At 62.7% G+C, this 15581-nt stretch carries 19 protein-coding genes; 7 read left to right on the top strand and 12 right to left on the bottom strand.

The genetic code is table 11. The features are described 5' to 3' along the window. Positions 1–356: 356 nt before the first annotated feature. Positions 357–2177: a translational GTPase TypA gene (gene typA, locus F572_RS0109065; protein WP_017942636.1), complete on the top strand. Its 1821-nt coding sequence runs from the start codon at positions 357–359 to the stop codon at positions 2175–2177. A gap of 215 nt (positions 2178–2392) precedes the next feature. Here typA and F572_RS0109060 read toward each other — a convergent pair whose 3' ends face one another. From F572_RS0109060 to F572_RS0109020, 9 genes are all read right to left on the bottom strand, one after another. Further along, the gene (locus tag F572_RS0109060; RefSeq protein ID WP_017942637.1) at positions 2393–2779 is read right to left on the bottom strand and encodes a type II toxin-antitoxin system VapC family toxin; all 387 of its coding nucleotides are present in this window, start codon (positions 2777–2779) and stop codon (positions 2393–2395) included. A 1-nt stretch (position 2780) separates the two neighbouring features. Beyond that, positions 2781–3011, bottom strand: coding sequence for a type II toxin-antitoxin system Phd/YefM family antitoxin (locus F572_RS0109055; RefSeq protein ID WP_017942638.1), 231 nt, complete (start codon positions 3009–3011; stop codon positions 2781–2783). A gap of 219 nt (positions 3012–3230) precedes the next feature. Then, positions 3231–3668 (bottom strand): type IV pilin protein, encoded by a 438-nt coding sequence (locus F572_RS0109050; RefSeq protein WP_017942639.1) that lies wholly within the window; start codon positions 3666–3668, stop codon positions 3231–3233. Between the two features lie 73 nt (positions 3669–3741). Beyond that, positions 3742–6981, bottom strand: coding sequence for a pilus assembly protein (locus tag F572_RS0109045; RefSeq protein ID WP_017942640.1), 3240 nt, complete (start codon positions 6979–6981; stop codon positions 3742–3744). Between the two features lie 31 nt (positions 6982–7012). Next, positions 7013–7591 (bottom strand): PilX N-terminal domain-containing pilus assembly protein, encoded by a 579-nt coding sequence (locus tag F572_RS0109040; RefSeq protein ID WP_017942641.1) that lies wholly within the window; start codon positions 7589–7591, stop codon positions 7013–7015. Next, positions 7588–8622: a PilW family protein gene (locus F572_RS0109035; protein WP_017942642.1), complete on the bottom strand. Its 1035-nt coding sequence runs from the start codon at positions 8620–8622 to the stop codon at positions 7588–7590. Before F572_RS0109035 ends, F572_RS0109040 begins: the two co-directional genes overlap by 4 nt. After that, positions 8619–9086 carry a type IV pilus modification protein PilV gene (gene pilV / locus F572_RS0109030; protein WP_017942643.1) on the bottom strand — a complete coding sequence of 156 codons (468 nt, stop codon included), beginning with the start codon at positions 9084–9086 and terminating at the stop codon, positions 8619–8621. Before pilV ends, F572_RS0109035 begins: the two co-directional genes overlap by 4 nt. After that, complete coding sequence (locus F572_RS0109025) at positions 9083–9616, bottom strand: GspH/FimT family pseudopilin (RefSeq protein WP_081602046.1); 534 nt, start codon at positions 9614–9616, stop codon at positions 9083–9085. Before F572_RS0109025 ends, pilV begins: the two co-directional genes overlap by 4 nt. 158 nt (positions 9617–9774) lie before the next feature. Further along, a complete protein-coding gene (locus F572_RS0109020) occupies positions 9775–10299 on the bottom strand; it encodes a GspH/FimT family pseudopilin (protein WP_017942645.1) in 525 nt (174 codons plus the stop codon). Positions 10300–10632: 333 nt separating this feature from the next. On the opposite strand from F572_RS0109020, the gene F572_RS0109015 reads away from it, so the two are divergent. The 3 genes from F572_RS0109015 to F572_RS0109005 all read left to right on the top strand — a co-directional run bounded on the left by F572_RS0109015 (position 10633) and on the right by F572_RS0109005 (position 12246). Continuing rightward, positions 10633–11499 carry an SUMF1/EgtB/PvdO family nonheme iron enzyme gene (locus F572_RS0109015; protein ID WP_017942646.1) on the top strand — a complete coding sequence of 289 codons (867 nt, stop codon included), beginning with the start codon at positions 10633–10635 and terminating at the stop codon, positions 11497–11499. Between the two features lie 141 nt (positions 11500–11640). Beyond that, entirely contained in the window at positions 11641–11919 is a 279-nt protein-coding gene (locus tag F572_RS0109010; protein ID WP_026143108.1) for a type II toxin-antitoxin system RelE/ParE family toxin, read from the top strand. A 27-nt stretch (positions 11920–11946) separates the two neighbouring features. Next, positions 11947–12246 carry a HigA family addiction module antitoxin gene (locus tag F572_RS0109005; protein WP_026143109.1) on the top strand — a complete coding sequence of 100 codons (300 nt, stop codon included), beginning with the start codon at positions 11947–11949 and terminating at the stop codon, positions 12244–12246. A gap of 61 nt (positions 12247–12307) precedes the next feature. On the opposite strand, the gene F572_RS0109000 is transcribed toward F572_RS0109005, so the two are convergent. Continuing rightward, a complete protein-coding gene (locus F572_RS0109000; RefSeq protein ID WP_017942649.1) occupies positions 12308–12847 on the bottom strand; it encodes a protein disulfide oxidoreductase in 540 nt (179 codons plus the stop codon). After that, positions 12844–13275: a hypothetical protein gene (locus tag F572_RS0108995; protein ID WP_017942650.1), complete on the bottom strand. Its 432-nt coding sequence runs from the start codon at positions 13273–13275 to the stop codon at positions 12844–12846. Before F572_RS0108995 ends, F572_RS0109000 begins: the two co-directional genes overlap by 4 nt. 133 nt (positions 13276–13408) lie before the next feature. Between F572_RS0108995 and nadA the strand changes: the two genes are divergently transcribed. The 3 genes from nadA to F572_RS0108980 all read left to right on the top strand — a co-directional run bounded on the left by nadA (position 13409) and on the right by F572_RS0108980 (position 15203). Further along, positions 13409–14491: a quinolinate synthase NadA gene (gene nadA / locus F572_RS0108990; RefSeq protein ID WP_017942651.1), complete on the top strand. Its 1083-nt coding sequence runs from the start codon at positions 13409–13411 to the stop codon at positions 14489–14491. Positions 14492–14645: 154 nt separating this feature from the next. Continuing rightward, entirely contained in the window at positions 14646–14870 is a 225-nt protein-coding gene (locus F572_RS0108985) for a DUF433 domain-containing protein (protein ID WP_017942652.1), read from the top strand. After that, positions 14871–15203, top strand: coding sequence for a DUF5615 family PIN-like protein (locus F572_RS0108980; RefSeq protein WP_017942653.1), 333 nt, complete (start codon positions 14871–14873; stop codon positions 15201–15203). It begins immediately after the preceding gene. 82 nt (positions 15204–15285) lie between these two features. On the opposite strand, the gene F572_RS0108975 is transcribed toward F572_RS0108980, so the two are convergent. After that, positions 15286–15492 (bottom strand): hypothetical protein, encoded by a 207-nt coding sequence (locus tag F572_RS0108975; RefSeq protein ID WP_017942654.1) that lies wholly within the window; start codon positions 15490–15492, stop codon positions 15286–15288. Positions 15493–15581: the final 89 nt, after the last annotated feature.

Below are 15581 nucleotides of genomic sequence, written 5' to 3'. Positions count from 1 at the left end.
CCGCCACACTCCCAGAACCAGCGCTCTCTTGGTCATCCCGGAAACCGCGAAGCGGTTATCCGGGATCCCACGCGTCGGGGTATTCCAAACCGTGGGGTCTATTCGGCGTGGGAGATCCCAGCTCTTCGTTGCGCTGCGGCCGGGATGACGTAGGGGGGTGTGGCTGTAGTGGGGTGACGCCGTGAAGCGTTTGCGACCGGCGCGGCAATTACCGATGCGGGTCTGGTGACTGGTGCGATGCGCCATCGACTCCTGGTGGTGACGGTGCCTGCGCATAAAACGCGGGAGTCGCAGCGCGGTCACGCATAAGTCTGTATAGTGTCGGCCCTTTTGCCAGTATCCAGAGTTTGCATTCCATGACCGAGAAGCTTCGCAACATCGCCATCATCGCCCACGTTGATCATGGCAAGACCACGCTGGTCGACCAGCTCCTGCGCCAGTCCGGCACCCTCGACAAGCGTGGCGACCACGGCGAGCGGATCATGGACTCCAACGCCATCGAGAAAGAGCGCGGGATCACCATCCTGGCCAAGAACACGGCCATCGAATGGCAGGACTACCGCATCAACATCGTCGACACCCCCGGACACGCCGACTTCGGTGGCGAGGTCGAGCGCGTGCTGTCGATGGTCGACTCGGTGCTGCTGTTGGTAGATGCGGTGGACGGCCCGATGCCGCAGACGCGTTTCGTCACCCAGAAGGCCTTCGCGATGGGCTTCAAGCCGATCGTGGTGGTCAACAAGATTGACCGCCCCGGCGCGCGCCCCGACTGGGCCGTGGATCAGGTGTTCGACCTGTTCGATCGCCTGGGCGCGACCGACGAGCAGTTGGATTTCCCGATCGTGTTCGCCTCTGCGCTGAACGGCTTTGCCGGCATGGATTCCAGCGTGACCGAAGGCGACATGACCTGCCTGCTGGAGACGATCGTCAAGCATGTCTCGCCGCCGAACGTCGACGCGGACGGGCCGTTCCAGATGCAGATCTCCTCGCTGGACTACAACAGTTACCAGGGCCTGATCGGCATCGGTCGCGTGAAGCGCGGGCGCATCAAGCCGAACACCTCGGTCAAGATCGTCGACCGCGAAGGCGGCATCCGCAATGGCCGCATGCTGCAGATCATGGGCTTCCACGGCCTGGAACGTGTGGAGGTCGAAGAGGCCCGCGCCGGCGACATCATCACCTTCACCGGGATGGACAAGCTGTTCATCTCCGACACCCTGTGCGATCCGAACCACGTCGAGGCGATGGAGCCGCTGACCGTCGACGAGCCGACCGTCAGCATGACCTTCCAGGTGAACACTTCGCCGTTGGCTGGCCGCGAGGGTAAGTACGTCACCTCGCGTGTGCTGCGCGATCGCCTGCAGGAAGAGCTCAAGCACAACGTCGCCCTGCGCGTCGAAGAGGCCGAGGACCCGGACAAGTTCAAGGTATCCGGCCGTGGCGAGCTGCATCTGGGCATCCTGATCGAGAACATGCGCCGCGAAGGCTACGAGCTAGCCGTCGCGCGCCCCGAGGTCGTCATCAAGGAAGTCGACGGCGTGAAGCAGGAGCCCTACGAACACGTCACCGTGGACGTCGAGGAAGAGCACCAGGGCACCGTCATGGAAAAGCTCGGCGAACGCCGCGGCGACATGACCAACATGGTCCCGGACGGCAAGGGCCGCGTGCGCCTGGACTTCATCGTCCCGTCGCGCGGGCTGATCGGCTTCCAGACCGAGTTCATGACGGCCACCTCCGGCACCGGCATCCTGCACCACGTTTTTGACCACTACGGCCCGTATCAGAGCGGTGCCGTGGCCTCGCGCCAGAACGGCGTGCTGATCGCCAATGCCGCCGGCAAGGCGCCGGGCTTCGCCCTGTTCAACCTGCAGAGTCGCGGCAAGATGTTCATCGGCCCCGGCGAAGAGGTCTACGAGGGCATGGTCATCGGCCTGCACTCGCGCGAGAACGACCTGGTCGTGAACGCGCTCAAGGCCAAGCAGCTCACCAACGTGCGCGCCTCCGGCACCGACGAGAACATCCAGCTCACGCCGCCGATCCGCATGACGCTGGAACAAGCCATCGAGTTCATCGATGACGATGAACTGGTCGAGGTCACCCCGGAAAGCCTGCGCATCCGCAAGAAGTTCCTGCTGGAGCACGAACGCAAGAAGGCCTCCCGCGCCGCCTCGGCGTAAGGCCGACGCCAACGCCCCGCCAGTGGGCAAGGCAGACAGAAGCGCCCGGTCGGATCATCCGCCGGGCGCTTTTTTGTGTCTCGTCCGCTGGGACCACGATTTTCGCCATCCCGAAGTCGCAAAGCTATTATCCGGGATTTCCATGCCGCAACCCCCGGAGTTCAGGGTTGTCGGTTTTACCATGAACGATGAGTCGAGTCGGGCGGGCCAGCGTGTTACCAGACGCAGCGTATCGGAAAGTCGCGTAAGGCCGGATCGGTGGTCAGTAAGGGGATCTGCTCGAGCTCTGCCTGGGCAGCCAGTATGCGGTCAAACGGGTCGCGATGGTCGACGGAATACGTCCCGGCGTGAATGGCTTGCGAGTAGTTAACGGCCAGATGCGTAAAGCCATCTGCGGTGACCAGCTCATCGAAGCGCTGGATGACCACACCGCCAATTTGCAGTTTGCCCAGGCGGTGCTTGGTCGCAATCTCCCATGCGCTGGCGGCGCTTACGAGGACGGTGCTTTCCAGGTCTCCAATAACTTCCCGTGCGCGTGCCGATAGCCGCGCATCGTTTGTGAACCACCAGAGCAACGCATGGGTATCGAGCAGGACTCGCACACTACTGCTCCCAGGCGGCGAGTTCATCCTCCGGCAAGGGGGCGAAGAATGCGTCTTCAACCTGGCCCGTTACGCGCCCGGGTTGGCGCCGTTGCGGAGTGGGCTCCAGCGGCACCAGCCGCGCATACGGCCGCCCGGACTTCGCCAGGATGATCTCCTCGCCGTCATGCGCGCGCTTCAGCAGTCGCGACAGGTGCGTCTTTGCTTCGTGTACGTTGACTGTCGTGCTCATGAGTTCGCCTCATCTGACTAAGTCCTATGACTAAGCCTATATGCCGGCGTTGCATCAATCAATGTTTCAGCGGGTTGCTCTGTCGATTGGGTCTCCGCCGGGCCCAGCGCAAAAGGCAAGGTTTGACCCCGAAGGCTTAACGCCGGGCGCTTTTTTGTGTGTATAGCCAACGGGCGTCTTACGCCCTATCCGTATCCGAAGGTAGATCTGTGGCCGTGGCTACCAGCAACTGGCGACGTCGCCGGTTCCACTGACGCCGCGCTCCCCGGTGTGATCCAGGGACAGCGTGCCGCAGCGGGTATCCCGTGTTGCCTGGACGCCTTGGGGAACGGCTGTCAGGTCAAAGCTGCTTCGCGCCGCATTGTTCACGTTGAACTCGTACAGATCATCCATTCGGCCTTCGGAGGCACACCCCAGGGTTGGGTCAGCGTTCTCGTAGGTGAGGTTGCTCGTGTGGTAGCGCTCCATGAACTGAGCGTGCTCGGTCAGGCAAGCTGTGGCGGCGGCCCGGTTCGAGGTTGTTACGTGGTTCTGGTAGGCGGGCCACGCGATGGCGGCCAGGATCGCGATGATTGCGACTACGATCATGACCTCGATGAGGGTGAAGCCCTCGTGCTGACCGGGCGTGCGACTCGCCTTCCGCATGTGGTGGTTCATGGTGTCATCCTGTTTTACTCGTGAAGCCTGCCAGCCGCGGGCGAGGCAAAACGCCCCGCCCGGGTCCGGCCGACTATTGCATGATGATCTCGCGCCAGGACATGCGGCCGGTGTCGGTCCCCAAGGTCTGGGTACGCACCGATTCGATCTGGCCGTCCTCGGTGCTGATCTGCATGGAATCCCCAACGAACGTTGGCTGGTTCGGGCTGCTCACCGTGCCGATGGCGGATACAGGTACCAGTTCGCCGTTGACGTCCATCATGTCGGCGTCGGTGAAGTCGCCGTCGCCATCCACGTCGAAGAATGTGAACGGGAGACGTGCGCCTGTAAACGGATTGATGGCGTAGATAAACCCGCGCCCTGTCGGTTCGCAGGGGTCACTTCCGTCGGGGATGCGGGTTTGCCCGATCAGCACGTTCGCCCGGAACTGATTGGGGGTCACCATGCGTTCGCCTTGGGGATTGCTGTTGGCGACCAGGTCGATGTACCAGCCGCGACGCTGTTCTCCAGTGGTGGCGTCTTCGAAGTCCGAGGCCGAACCATCCTCGATAGTCCTCACTTCGCGTCCGCTGACTGTGGTTTGTGCTTCGATCTGGCGTTCTACCAGATCATCGCGGTCGTCGATTGTGGAGCCGTCGTCGATCAGGCCATACCAGGTCTGCACGCTGGTGTCGTCGAGATCGCTCTCGCCCAGGTAGCGGCCGGTCCCCACGAACACCCAGGTGCGGCCGGTTTGCGGGTCAATTCCGACCAGCGGGGCGGCGGTGATGGGCTGAGGGTTGCCGCTGCTGTCTTCGGCAGCGAACAGCAGTTCCCGGCTGTTGTTGTCCAGATCAAAGCGCCAGACGTTGCCTTCCATGTCGCCGGCGTAGACCGTGTCGGTGAAGCCGTCGCCTTCGGCATCCCATGCCGCGATGCCGGCAAGCGCGTTGGAGTCACCCGTTTCCGCCAGGATGGTGGTGATGTCGCCATCGTCGATGCCGACCGAGACCAGTCGGGCACCGCCGTCGGAAGCGTTTGCTCCGTTGCCCATTAGTACGCGCCAATCACCATCGGCTACTTGCGCGATGATCGGCTTGCCGAGGTTTTGCCCCAACTCGTCGCCAAAGGCATCGCCGTCGAGTTCCCACAGGATTTCGATATCGTTGGGATCGGTTACGTCGAGCGCGAAAGCTCCTGGGCCACCGCGGCCCAGGGTCCCGACGAGTATCGTTTTCCAGCCTCCCTGCCCTCCGGGAAGGTAGACGTCCGCCACAGTGAGCTCGCCGTCGACGAAGTACTGGTGTTCGTAGGCGGGATCCGCCAGGGCGGCCAGGTCGTTCACGAGGAATCGCGGAATAAACGCAAAAAGCTCTTCACCCGTGTCGGCATTGAATCCGTGAAGCATGCCGTCATTGCCCCCAATGTAAACTACCGGTGTGCGGCCGATGTTGTCTTCCGCAAACTGCTGGTAGTCGTCCGAGCCGGAGAACCCCGCACCAAGAAAGCGTGTTAGCGACGGTGCACCAACGAAGACGGGTTGAGAGTTGATAAGAGATCCGAGAACCGATTCTCGGTCCCGGAAATCGCCGACGCCGTTTTGCTGCTCTAACGACTGGTCGCCCCGGATGTAGTCGAGAACCGCTTCGGAGCCAACCTCGCTGAATTCCGGCCACTCAAAAGGCTCCAGCAGCAGGGAATTCCCTTGGACCCGGGTAGAGTAAATCCCTCGATCATTCGGGAGGGGGAGTTCTTCGGAAGCCGACCACACGGGGTTGTCCGATGCGACTCCGGTATCCGGGTCCAGATCAAATGCGCGCAGATCCCCTGCCCACGTTCCGCTGACGTACTGGGCCTGATAGATGCGCGAGTCCGTCTCCAGTTCGGTAGAGTTCGCGGCAACCGACGAGCTCGCGCCAACCCGTTCGGTTGCTCTGCGAACGGCTTCGCGGATGCCGTCCGCGAACTCTTCCGGGCTTTGAGTGGCATAGAATTGCCCCCGGCTGTTGACCGCCGCGTGAGCTAAGTCGGTGATCGTTGTTGCTGTATTCGCGACCGGAGTGGGCCAGCCATCCTCGGGAAACTCGTCATCGTCATCGAGAATGGACGCGAAGATGCGATCAACGTCCCAGCCAGACGGTAATCCTGCCGGTTCTACCCCCAAGCCGAGGCCGATGGTGACCATGTGTTGCCAGAATGCTGGATTTTCCCGGTTAGTTGGGACGTTGTTGGTCAGGTCCGGTTTCAGGTCCCTTTTCCAGAAGTGCATGGCAATATCGGCCAGCATGTCGGAGTCATCGGCTGCGAACGGAGGTCCAGGTTGGTACTGGAACGCGCGCCCGGATGGGCCGGTGATTTCGCCCCCGCCCTGTCCATCCGCGTTCCCTAGTCCCGAGAAATTCCCGTTCCAGAACCCGTCCGTATTCAGGATGGTGTAGGACTGGCGGCACGATACGCCATCGTCCCAGGCATTCTCTTCATAGTATTCGCCTGCTTGATAAAGTGCGCGGCGTAGGGGCGTGCTGCCCGAAGCAGGCGTGTCGAAGATCCATTGAAAAAAGTTCTGGCGGTGTGTGCCCCCGAATTGGGCTAAGTCTTCTTCCACGGATGGGCTTTGGTTGATTCTCCCCCATCCGAGCTGGATATCCTGCCCGATCTCTGTCGTGCCATCTGACGCTAGGCCAAATTCCGAAAAGGCGATCGTCATGCTGGCCTTGGCGGACATGAGTCGTGTCCGGTAATAGCTGTACCAGTTGGCGAAATTCGTCCGTTCGTCCGCGCCGCCGGGTCCGGATGTGGCGCTTACCTGAACTTTGCTGTAGCAGGCATCATCATTCACGTTGCCGCAGCTGGGGGCGTATTCGAAGTAGTAGGCGGGCTCCTCGGGGCCTGCATAGGCTTGGGCAGTCCAAGAGTAGTACCAGGTAGGCCGGAAGTCGGCACTTAAATCCACCGTACTGTTATCACGGTTTTCGGCATACCCATTCGTCCATGCGGCGGTGAAGTCGGCATCACCCAGGGATTCTCCGTCGGCATCAACCGGCGGCTGATACGTGTACTCAGGGTCGTAATACTGGGCATTGAATGTGGAAGACTTGGCGCGGTCCGTGGTACGGGCACCGAATATCCCATCCGGAATGAAAGACCATTGCATGGACCCAGAATCATCCAGGATAAACAGGATGTTCGGGGGAATCGCCGGAGCGACGATCAATGGTTGTTGTGCCACGTCGACATTCGCCTGAGCGGTAGTGCCCCAGGTGAAGGTCGCAATGGCCAGGGCCAAGGCCATGAGGGCTTTTGTCTTGATGGTCGAGCGATGGATAGGTTTCATGATGTTGGCTCCGGGGCGGTTGGCCCGAGATCTAGTTCGCGACCTTGATGGTGCTCTGCAGAACCACATAGGAGCGGTCTTCGTCGACATTGGGTGCGCGGTTGCGCGCGGTGACGCGGAAGAAGTTGGCGATGGCGGTGCCATCGGTCGCGCCATACTGTTGGGCACCTGCGCTGCGGTCCTGTCCGAGGTCACTTTCGCCCGAACCGACCCCGAGAAACTGGATGTAATATTGCGCGGTGGTCTCCGTCAGGGCGGTGTTGACGGTGAAATTGCCTCCGACGTTTTGCCATACACCGCCGGTCCCCATCGGCACCACGTCGCAAAGCTCACCGGGGCGGCAGTCTTCGTGGGTTAGGGACTGCAGATCCGGGTCACTCCGGATTGCATCCTCGCCAGCACGGAGCGCAGCTTCGGCGGCCTGGAAGGCCAGGCTTCGGTCGTACTGGTTGCCGCTCATGCGTTCCTGGAGCGTAACGCCCTGCATGCCGGCGACACCCACCAGGGTGATGATGACCAGGAGGACCAGGGTGACGACGAGCGCTACACCACGCTGGTGGTGCTGTGGGGAGAAGTGTCGGCTGCCCAGGGGGTAAGGGTGGTTATTCATGGCAGACGGTTCCTCAGGGCGATCACGTGGGTGACGTCGCGCGACAGACGGCCATCGTCCTGGTTGGGGTTGGTGGTAATTCGATCGGCAGCGCTCAGGAAGCTCAAGGTCAGTTCAAGGGCGTCGACCTGTTCCCACGCCGTGGCATTCAGTGCGCTGGGGTTATCCCAGCCGTCCATGCCACTGCGGTGGGCCCGGATGGTCATGTCGCTAACGCCCGCTACAACCTCCTCGCGGACAACATTTCCCTGATTCACGCGTGCGCGGTAGAGCGAGAATCCGCCTTCGTCGTCGCGTCCGTTATGGCCGATGTACCAAGTGACAGATTTGAAGTAGGCGACGGTGGCGTTTGTGTCGTAGATGTAGGGGGTCCCGGGGTTCTGACAAACGGTTGGGTAGCCCTGTCCTGTAGAGCAATTCCCTGGGTTTCCGGCACCGGAATTGGCGACGACTGTGGTGTTCTGTTGCTGGTAGTTAGTGACCTGAAAAATCGTTGCCTGATTGGGGTCGCACACCATCAAGATGTCACCGGCTTCGAACTCGTCGGTCGGGAGATTCAGGAAGAGGTTCGCTGACTGTGCGGCGGACTGACGGTCGGCCAATCCAACCCCGAGGCCATCCGTACCTTGGATGTGTACCGCATGGGTGCCCTGCACACGATCGCCGGGATCAGTGCCGAACGGAGCCATGCCCGTTGCCTCGTCCCCTTCATAAGCGCGGATGCCGGCCCAGGTGGCCCATTCGTCGCTACCCGCATTGTTCAGGACGTTCGCGACCCGGGTGCTGTCTCCGCAGGCATTTCCGGCCGCCTGGCGAAGTTCGCGACCCAAAATTTCAAACGAGGTTCGGGCGCTTTCCTGGATCTGTGAAAGGCCTTCGTTGATGCGGTAGGTCTGCTGGTTGGAGAGGAAGACGCCGATGGTTGCGCCGACCACAAGCAGCCCGAGCACCATCGCGATCATCAACTCCACCAGGGTGAAACCATGGAGGGTGCGGGACGACATCCGCTTGCTGGAATGACGCTTGTTCATATCCGGACCTCGATTGTCAGAGTCTGCAATTCGTCGTCGTCAGCGCTTTGCGTGGCACGTGCCTGGTTCCAGCGGGTGGAGATGGTGCAGCGTTCGTTCTGGCAGTTGATCGACCCGGTCGCTTCCTCGCCCAGCAGGGCCTGGAGGTTTTGGCGCCAGGAGCTGACCGCCGTCGCGGCGAAGCTGCTACCCGTGGGGGCGTCATCGTCGATGCCGATCTCGAACGAAGAGAGGGGCTGGCCAGCGGGGTTGGCCCGAAGGGCGTCGGCGATGGAGTAGCTCTCCATCACCGCGACGCTGCGCTGGAATGCCGATTCGTTGTTGGCAAGGGCGCGGGTTTGCAGCGCGGCCAGACCCAGCAGACCAATGGAGAGCACAAGCACTGCGATCAGTATTTCAATGAGGCCGACCCCCCGAATGTGTGCGGGGTTCAGCCGATGGCTGCGGTTAGCGGTCGAATTCATGAACAGTCCCCCGACTGGCGGGCGATCGAGATGCGGCTGCCGGCGCCCAGGTTGATGCAACGGGTGTTCTCCGACGGGCCCGTGTTGGATTGCACCTGGATATATCGATCCTGAATGAGGTTGTCGCCGTCGTAGGTCAGACCGTCCCCGCGGATCAGCATCTCGTCGGAAGAGAGATCGGAGGTCGTCGTGAAGCGCCCGCCGAAATCGCTGACGGTTCCCCGACGGATGACGTCGGTCCCGCCGGCGGTGGTATTGGTTAACACGGCCCAGTCGGTCCATGCGCCCGAGTTGCCTGCGCATTGGGTGGCGGTGGAGCTGGTCGTGCGGCAAAACCGAACGCTGCGGTTGCGCTTGATCGCCTCCGAGCGCGCGATGCTTACGGCTGTAATCAGCTCGTTAGCCTGCGTGGTCAGGCCGTTGCTGATGCGCAGGTTCATGAAGCTGGGGACCGCGATTGCCATCAGGATGGCGGCCACCGCGATGGTGATCATTAGCTCTACGAGCGTGAATCCGTGGGGTCGGGTCATTGGGCGTCAGCCGTTCGGGGTTTCCGTAACCCTAGTGATAAGCACGCCATGCGTACACTGCAAGGTGCGGCCGGGTTAGTGGTCGAATCGCGCCGATGAGCGGTTGCCGTGACGGCTGCAGAGGCGTTATCGGGGGCGTGACGGCAAGCAGCCTCGGTTCAGGTGCAGTCGGTAGTGGCGACGCGAGGGCGGCCGGCGCTGCTGATGACGATGGCCCGGCCTTCGGCTCCTGTGGCGCAGATGGTGACGGTGCCCATGAGCAGGGCGCCGGAAAGTCGTTCGGATTGGCCGAGGGGATTGTAGGAGATGTGTTGGCTGACGGGCTGATTGCCGGTTACCGCGATGCTCGGGTCGGTCCAGGCGTTGCCCACGCGCAAGATGCTGTCAGGGTCAGTTGGCTGGTTGGAGCGGCCCGGATTGGCGAACAGGATCCAGCCAGCGTCCCAGTTTGTGTCGGTGCAGGTGGCGCCGTCGGTGGAGGTGCACAGCGTGACCAGGGCGCCACGGCGGATGGCCTCGCTGCGGGTCATGTGCAGGTTGGTCAGGAACTGGTTGGTCGTGGTGGTGAGACGGGTCTGTTCAGCGAGGTTGCTGAAGGCAGGGACTCCGATGCCGAGCAGGATCGACGCCACCAAGAGGGTAACCATCAGCTCCACGAGCGTGAAGCCACGCATATGCGGCATGTTTGACTCCTCCCTGAGTCCAAACAAGATCCGAAGCGTAAAATGGCGTTGCAGAGCCTGCAAGTGAAGGCGTGTCGGGGCGAACCTCGGGCGTTGGCGCTTGCCTACAGGAAGGCGGCGCAGGTGGCAGGCGGCGCTATCGTGTTGTCTGCATTGCCGGGTAGTTCGAACCGCCGGTTGGGATGGGTGGCGAAGAAGCGCCTGGGTTCAGGCAGGCGATTGCTTCGCTTCGCTCGCAATGACGGAGTGGGGATGGCAATGACAGGGTAGGGCTGGCAGTGACGGGATGTTGCGTCTGCTGCGAGATTGAAGGTGTTGGAGGTGAGCAGGCCCATGGTGAAGGACGTGCAGCGGTTGGATCAGGCGGATTTGCTGGATCTGCAGCAGCAGGCGGCGCGCCAGGCGGGCGTGGCGGTCGGGTTTCGTGACGAGGCGCGCTCCGGTGCGCCGACGCCGGAGCTGCAGGTGATCCCGGCCGGGGAGTTCGAGATGGGTTCGGATGCCTCGGAGTACGGCCATCAGCCGCACGAGGGGCCGCGCCGCTTCGTGGCGCTGGAGCGACCCTTCGCCCTGGGGCGCTACGCGATTACGCGCGAGGAGTGGGAGGCGTTCCAGGCGGCGACGGGTTGGGAGCCCTGGGAGTGGCTGGTGTGGCCGAGTACGCCGCGCATGCCGATCTTCAATATCAAGCCGGATAGCATCCAGCAGTATCTGGACTGGCTGAGCGAGGAGACGGGCAAGCGTTATCGCCTGCCGACCGAGGCGGAGTGGGAATACGCCTGCCGGGCCGGTACTCGCACGCCGTTTGCCTTTGGCGAAGTGGTGGGGTGTCGCGACGTGCACTTCAATTCGCTGTTCCCGTACGAGGAGCGACGCCAGCGGCGCAAGTGGTACATCCCGGCGTGTTTCCCGCTGTCGCGGCCTCTGGATGTGGGCAGCTTTCAGCCCAACCTCTGGGGGTTGTACGACATGCACGGCAATGTGCAGGAGTTTACTTCGACGCCATGGCACGACAGCCACGCGAACTGCCCCCGCGACGGTGTCTATCGCGCCGACCCGGACAACGAGTGGGTGGTCACCAAGGGCGGTTCCTGGTTCGATGCCGCCGTGAATACTCGCAGCGCCGCCCGGCGCCGCCGCAACATCGACGAGATGGATACCAACCTGGGCTTCCGCGTCCTGCGCGAGCTGGACGATTAATCGCTGGCCGCCCTTCGCACGACGCGTTTCGCTGCGCTCAACAGCATCCTGCGGCCGGGCTTGGGCACGTAGGGTGCGCTGAGCGTAGAGAACTGCACCATTGGTTTGCTGGTTACCGTTAAGCGTTATATTCTGTATCACATGATCAGGAGCTTTCGGTGTAGGGAAACCCGGGCGCTGTTCGAAACCGGAAGGAGTCGGCGTTGGTCCGGTATCAGAGCGATTGCGGAGCGCAAGTTGGTCCAGCTTCAAGCGGCGGAGACGCTGCAGGATTTGCGTTCGCCGCCGGGTAATCGGCTGGAGGTCCTGTCTGGAGATCGCGAGGGACAGCACAGCATTCGCATCAACGCCCAATGGCGTGTCTGTTTCCGGTGGACTGACGAAGGGGTCGAGGATGTGGAGATCGTCGATTACCACTGAGCACGAGTCTTCGGGAGGATTACTAGCATGAGCACAAACGGAATGCGGCCCGTCCATCCGGGAGAGATCCTGCGCGAAGAATATCTGGTACCGCTCGGGATGAGCGTGAACGCTCTCGCCGGTGCCCTGCATGTGCCGACGACACGCATGAATGACATCGTGCGCGAGCGGCGGGGAGTCTCTGCCGACACGGCCATGAGGCTGGCACGCTACTTCGGCACATCCGAGCGTTTCTGGCTGAACCTGCAGGTTGAATACGAATTGCGGCGCGCCCAGATCGAACTCTCGGACCGTGTGCGTGGCGAGATCGACCCCCGCGCTGCGTGACCGCGATTGAATGTAGGGAGCGCTGAGCGCGGCGAGACGCGCCGTTGGGCGATGGGGTGGCTTACAGCCAGCGGGCGAGCCAGAGGCGCAGGCGGAGTTCGAACGGGGGGGCGTAGCCCTGCTTGCGGAAGACGATCTCGCCGTCGGGGTTGATGATGAAGGTGGCCGGGACGCCACGCACGTTGTAGCGCGCGGCCAGGGCGCCGTCCGGGTCGTTGATCACGGCCAGTTCCCGCTCGCGCTCATTCAGGTGGTCGAGCACCTCTTCTTCCACGCCGGACTGCATGGCGACTGTCAGCACCGGGTGGCTTTGCGACAGGCGCACGATCTCGCCTTCCTCCAGGCGGCAGATCGGGCACCAGGTGGCCCAGAAGTGCAGCAGCATGGGTTCGTCCGCGTAGTCCGCGAGCGTCACGGGCGTGCCGTCCAGCAGGTGCGCCTCGAACGCGGGGGCCGGGCCCTCGACCATGTCGCGGGCCATCCAGGCACGCACGGCCAGGAAGATCACCAGTGCGAGGCCGATCTGGATGCCCCATGACAGCGCGCGGCGGCGCCCGGAGGGCTTCGGGCGTTTCGGTTTTTCGGGCGAGGTTTCGGTCAACGGATCATCTCGGCTTGTCCGGGGCGGGCGCGGGTGCCCCGCTTCTTGGGGCCCTTGCGCACGGCGATGCGTACCAGTTCGTCCTCGTCGTCCATCAGGCGTTCCCGCTGCGCTTCGGTCAGCAGCGGGTTGCGCGCGACGAAGTAGCGCAGGTTGGGGTCGCGGTCGTTCACGCAGGCCTCGACCTGCTCCGCGCTCAGGTCCGGGCGCTTGGCGCAGTTCAGGCGCACGGTCTGATTGGGGTCGGCCAGCAACAGCGTGACCTCCTCCGGCGTCAGGTCCATGCGACGGGAGAAATAGGCCTTCACCTGGGCGTGCTGGTCACGCACCAGCAGCGGGCGCCAGTGGTCCTCGAGGTCCCCGGACAGGGCCAGATCCATGCGTTCCTCGAACGTCATCGCCTTGTATTGCTGCTTCAGCTCGGTCATGGCCGGGGCATTATAGGCGGGGTGGTTGGGATGCGTGGGGGCGCCCCCACAATGTGTAGGAACGACAGCGCCCGGGGGCCTGTCGTACTATTAGAAGACAATGATCTACCCCGATCCCGGGGTGAGAGGACGCATGAACGCTCCGGTGACCGAAAAACCGATCTTCCACGTGCCCACGACGGCGCATGTGACGGCTTCGCTGCACGCGCTGACCGACTCCCAGCGTGATGAACTGGTGCGCCGTATCAAGCGGCTCCTGATCGAGCGCAACGCGGTGCTGGTCGCCCATTACTACGTGGATGAATCCCTGCAGCGCCTGGCGGACGAGACCGGCGGCTGCGTGGCCGACTCCCTGGAGATGGCGCGCTTCGGCAAGGATCACCCGGCCGAGACGCTGGTGGTGGCGGGGGTGCGTTTCATGGGCGAGACGGCCAAGATCCTGAGCCCGGACAAGCGCGTGCTGATGCCGACGCTGGAGGCCGAGTGCTCGCTGGACCTGGGCTGCCCGGCTGACGAGTTTGCGAAGTTCCGGGCTCAGTATCCGGACCACACCGTGGTGGTGTACTCGAATACCTCGGTGGACGTGAAGGCGCAGGCCGATTACGTCGTCACCTCCAGCATCGCCGTGCCACTGGTCGAGCACTTGCGTGATCAGGGCAAGAAGGTCCTCTGGGCCCCGGACAAGCACCTGGGCGACTACATCCGCCGCACCACCGGCGCCGACATGGTGCTGTGGGACGGCTCCTGCGTGGTGCACGACGAGTTCCGTTCCTGGGCGCTGGAGGACCTGCGTGGCCGCCACCCCGGCGCCGCCGTGCTGGTGCACCCGGAGTCTCCGCGCGAGGTGATCCACCAGGCCGATGTGGTCGGCTCCACCAGCCAGTTGATCGCGGCGGTGAAGAACCGCCCGGAACAGGAATTCATCGTGGCGACCGACAAGGGCATCTTCTACAAGATGCAGCAGGCCGCCCCGGACAAGAAGCTGATCGAGGCCCCGACCGGCGGTCACAGTGCCACCTGCACCAGTTGTGCACACTGCCCGTGGATGGCGATGAACGACCTGGTCTCGCTGGCCGAGACCCTGGAAGACACCAGCGAGCCGGCGAACAACGAGATCTTCGTCGACGAGACCGCGCGCCGGAAGGCCCTGGTCGCGACCCAGCGCATGCTCGATTTCGCCGCCGAACACCGCAAGGCCACCGCAGGCGACGCCTGACGAGGTGTCTTGTAGGAGCCTGCTTGCAGGCGAAGCCCCTGCCCGCGCCCGACTCTGGCGAACATGACATTCGCGGACCCGCTTGCTCCAGCAGTGGTCCGATAACGATACACTCCGCTGATACATTCTCTGGTCGTCTGCGCAGGAGGCCATCATGAGCGAGATGCAACGCATCACCTTTGATCCGGAAATCTGTGGTGGCCGCCCTTGCATCCGCGGTACCCGGATGCGAGTGCGGGATGTCCTTGACCTTCTGGCGGCAGGGGCCTCGCGGGAGGAAATTCTGGAGGACTACCCCTACCTGACGGGCGAAGACATCACCGAGGCTTTGCGGTTTGCCGCGCGCCAAACGGATCATCCTGTTCTTCACGTTGCCTGAATGCGCTTCTTGGTTGACGCACAGCTGCCGCCGGCCCTCGCGCGTTGGCTGGTTGATCAGGGTGTTGCAGCCGAGCATGTTGCGGATGTCGGACTGCTTGAGGCTTCCGATAAAGAAATCTGGGCGGAAGCTCTCCGCACGCGGGCTGTCATCGTGACCAAGGATGAGGATTCCGCTGTGTGGCGCTCTGCGGATTCGGGGGACTATCCGGCCGTCGTCTGGCTTCGAATCGGCAATACCCGGAAAGCGGCCTTGCTTGAATGGTTCAAGCCGCTTCTACCTCGCGTGTTGCAGGCTCTGGAGCACGGCGAATCGCTGATTGAAGTCGACTGACCGAGATTTCCCTCGGTGAGCGGCGCCCGACATCCCGTCTCTGTAGGAGCCTGCAAGCAGGCTCCTACGATGGGATTGCTGTTTACCGGTCGTTCAGCCAGGCGGCCCATTGAGAGTGGGTGGAGACGTCCACGCCGTCGGTCTTGGCGGCCTGCTGGAGGAAGGTCTGCAGGTCGGCCATCAGTTCGGAATCCATCAGATCGGGCTCCAGTGTCAGCTGCGCATGCAGCGTGCTGTAGACGAGCTTCAGTTCATTTACCGGGTAGTTTGACCAGTCGAGGTGGGCCATGGTGTCCGTTCTCCGTATGCGATGGGGAATCAGTATCGATCACGACAGCTTGGTGTTGACACCGGTCAGCGGACAAATGGGCTTGCGGG

The organism is Thioalkalivibrio sp. ALE14, assembly GCF_000376845.1.
Lineage (GTDB): Bacteria > Pseudomonadota > Gammaproteobacteria > Ectothiorhodospirales > Ectothiorhodospiraceae > Thioalkalivibrio.
The sequence above is the reverse complement of the archived record's forward strand: the minus strand, read 5'-3'. Positions and strand labels throughout refer to the sequence as shown.

Excerpts from the sequence above, each read along its gene's own strand:
- typA (WP_017942636.1), top strand. The coding sequence starts at position 357 with ATGACCGAGAAGCTTCGCAACATCGCCATCATCGCCCACGTTGATCAT.
- F572_RS0108985 (WP_017942652.1), top strand. The coding sequence starts at position 14,646 with ATGAGCGAGATGCAACGCATCACCTTTGATCCGGAAATCTGTGGTGGC.
- F572_RS0109050 (WP_017942639.1), bottom strand. The coding sequence starts at position 3,668 with ATGAACCACCACATGCGGAAGGCGAGTCGCACGCCCGGTCAGCACGAG.
- F572_RS0109035 (WP_017942642.1), bottom strand. The coding sequence starts at position 8,622 with ATGAACAAGCGTCATTCCAGCAAGCGGATGTCGTCCCGCACCCTCCAT.
- F572_RS0109055 (WP_017942638.1), bottom strand. The coding sequence starts at position 3,011 with ATGAGCACGACAGTCAACGTACACGAAGCAAAGACGCACCTGTCGCGA.
- F572_RS0109045 (WP_017942640.1), bottom strand. The coding sequence starts at position 6,981 with ATGAAACCTATCCATCGCTCGACCATCAAGACAAAAGCCCTCATGGCC.
- F572_RS0108995 (WP_017942650.1), bottom strand. The coding sequence starts at position 13,275 with ATGACCGAGCTGAAGCAGCAATACAAGGCGATGACGTTCGAGGAACGC.
- nadA (WP_017942651.1), top strand. The coding sequence starts at position 13,409 with ATGAACGCTCCGGTGACCGAAAAACCGATCTTCCACGTGCCCACGACG.
- F572_RS0109025 (WP_081602046.1), bottom strand. The coding sequence starts at position 9,616 with ATGACCCGACCCCACGGATTCACGCTCGTAGAGCTAATGATCACCATC.
- F572_RS0109040 (WP_017942641.1), bottom strand. The coding sequence starts at position 7,591 with ATGAATAACCACCCTTACCCCCTGGGCAGCCGACACTTCTCCCCACAG.
- F572_RS0109020 (WP_017942645.1), bottom strand. The coding sequence starts at position 10,299 with ATGCCGCATATGCGTGGCTTCACGCTCGTGGAGCTGATGGTTACCCTC.
- pilV (WP_017942643.1), bottom strand. The coding sequence starts at position 9,086 with ATGAATTCGACCGCTAACCGCAGCCATCGGCTGAACCCCGCACACATT.
- F572_RS0108975 (WP_017942654.1), bottom strand. The coding sequence starts at position 15,492 with ATGGCCCACCTCGACTGGTCAAACTACCCGGTAAATGAACTGAAGCTC.
- F572_RS0108980 (WP_017942653.1), top strand. The coding sequence starts at position 14,871 with ATGCGCTTCTTGGTTGACGCACAGCTGCCGCCGGCCCTCGCGCGTTGG.
- F572_RS0109010 (WP_026143108.1), top strand. The coding sequence starts at position 11,641 with ATGATCAGGAGCTTTCGGTGTAGGGAAACCCGGGCGCTGTTCGAAACC.
- F572_RS0109005 (WP_026143109.1), top strand. The coding sequence starts at position 11,947 with ATGAGCACAAACGGAATGCGGCCCGTCCATCCGGGAGAGATCCTGCGC.
- F572_RS0109015 (WP_017942646.1), top strand. The coding sequence starts at position 10,633 with ATGGTGAAGGACGTGCAGCGGTTGGATCAGGCGGATTTGCTGGATCTG.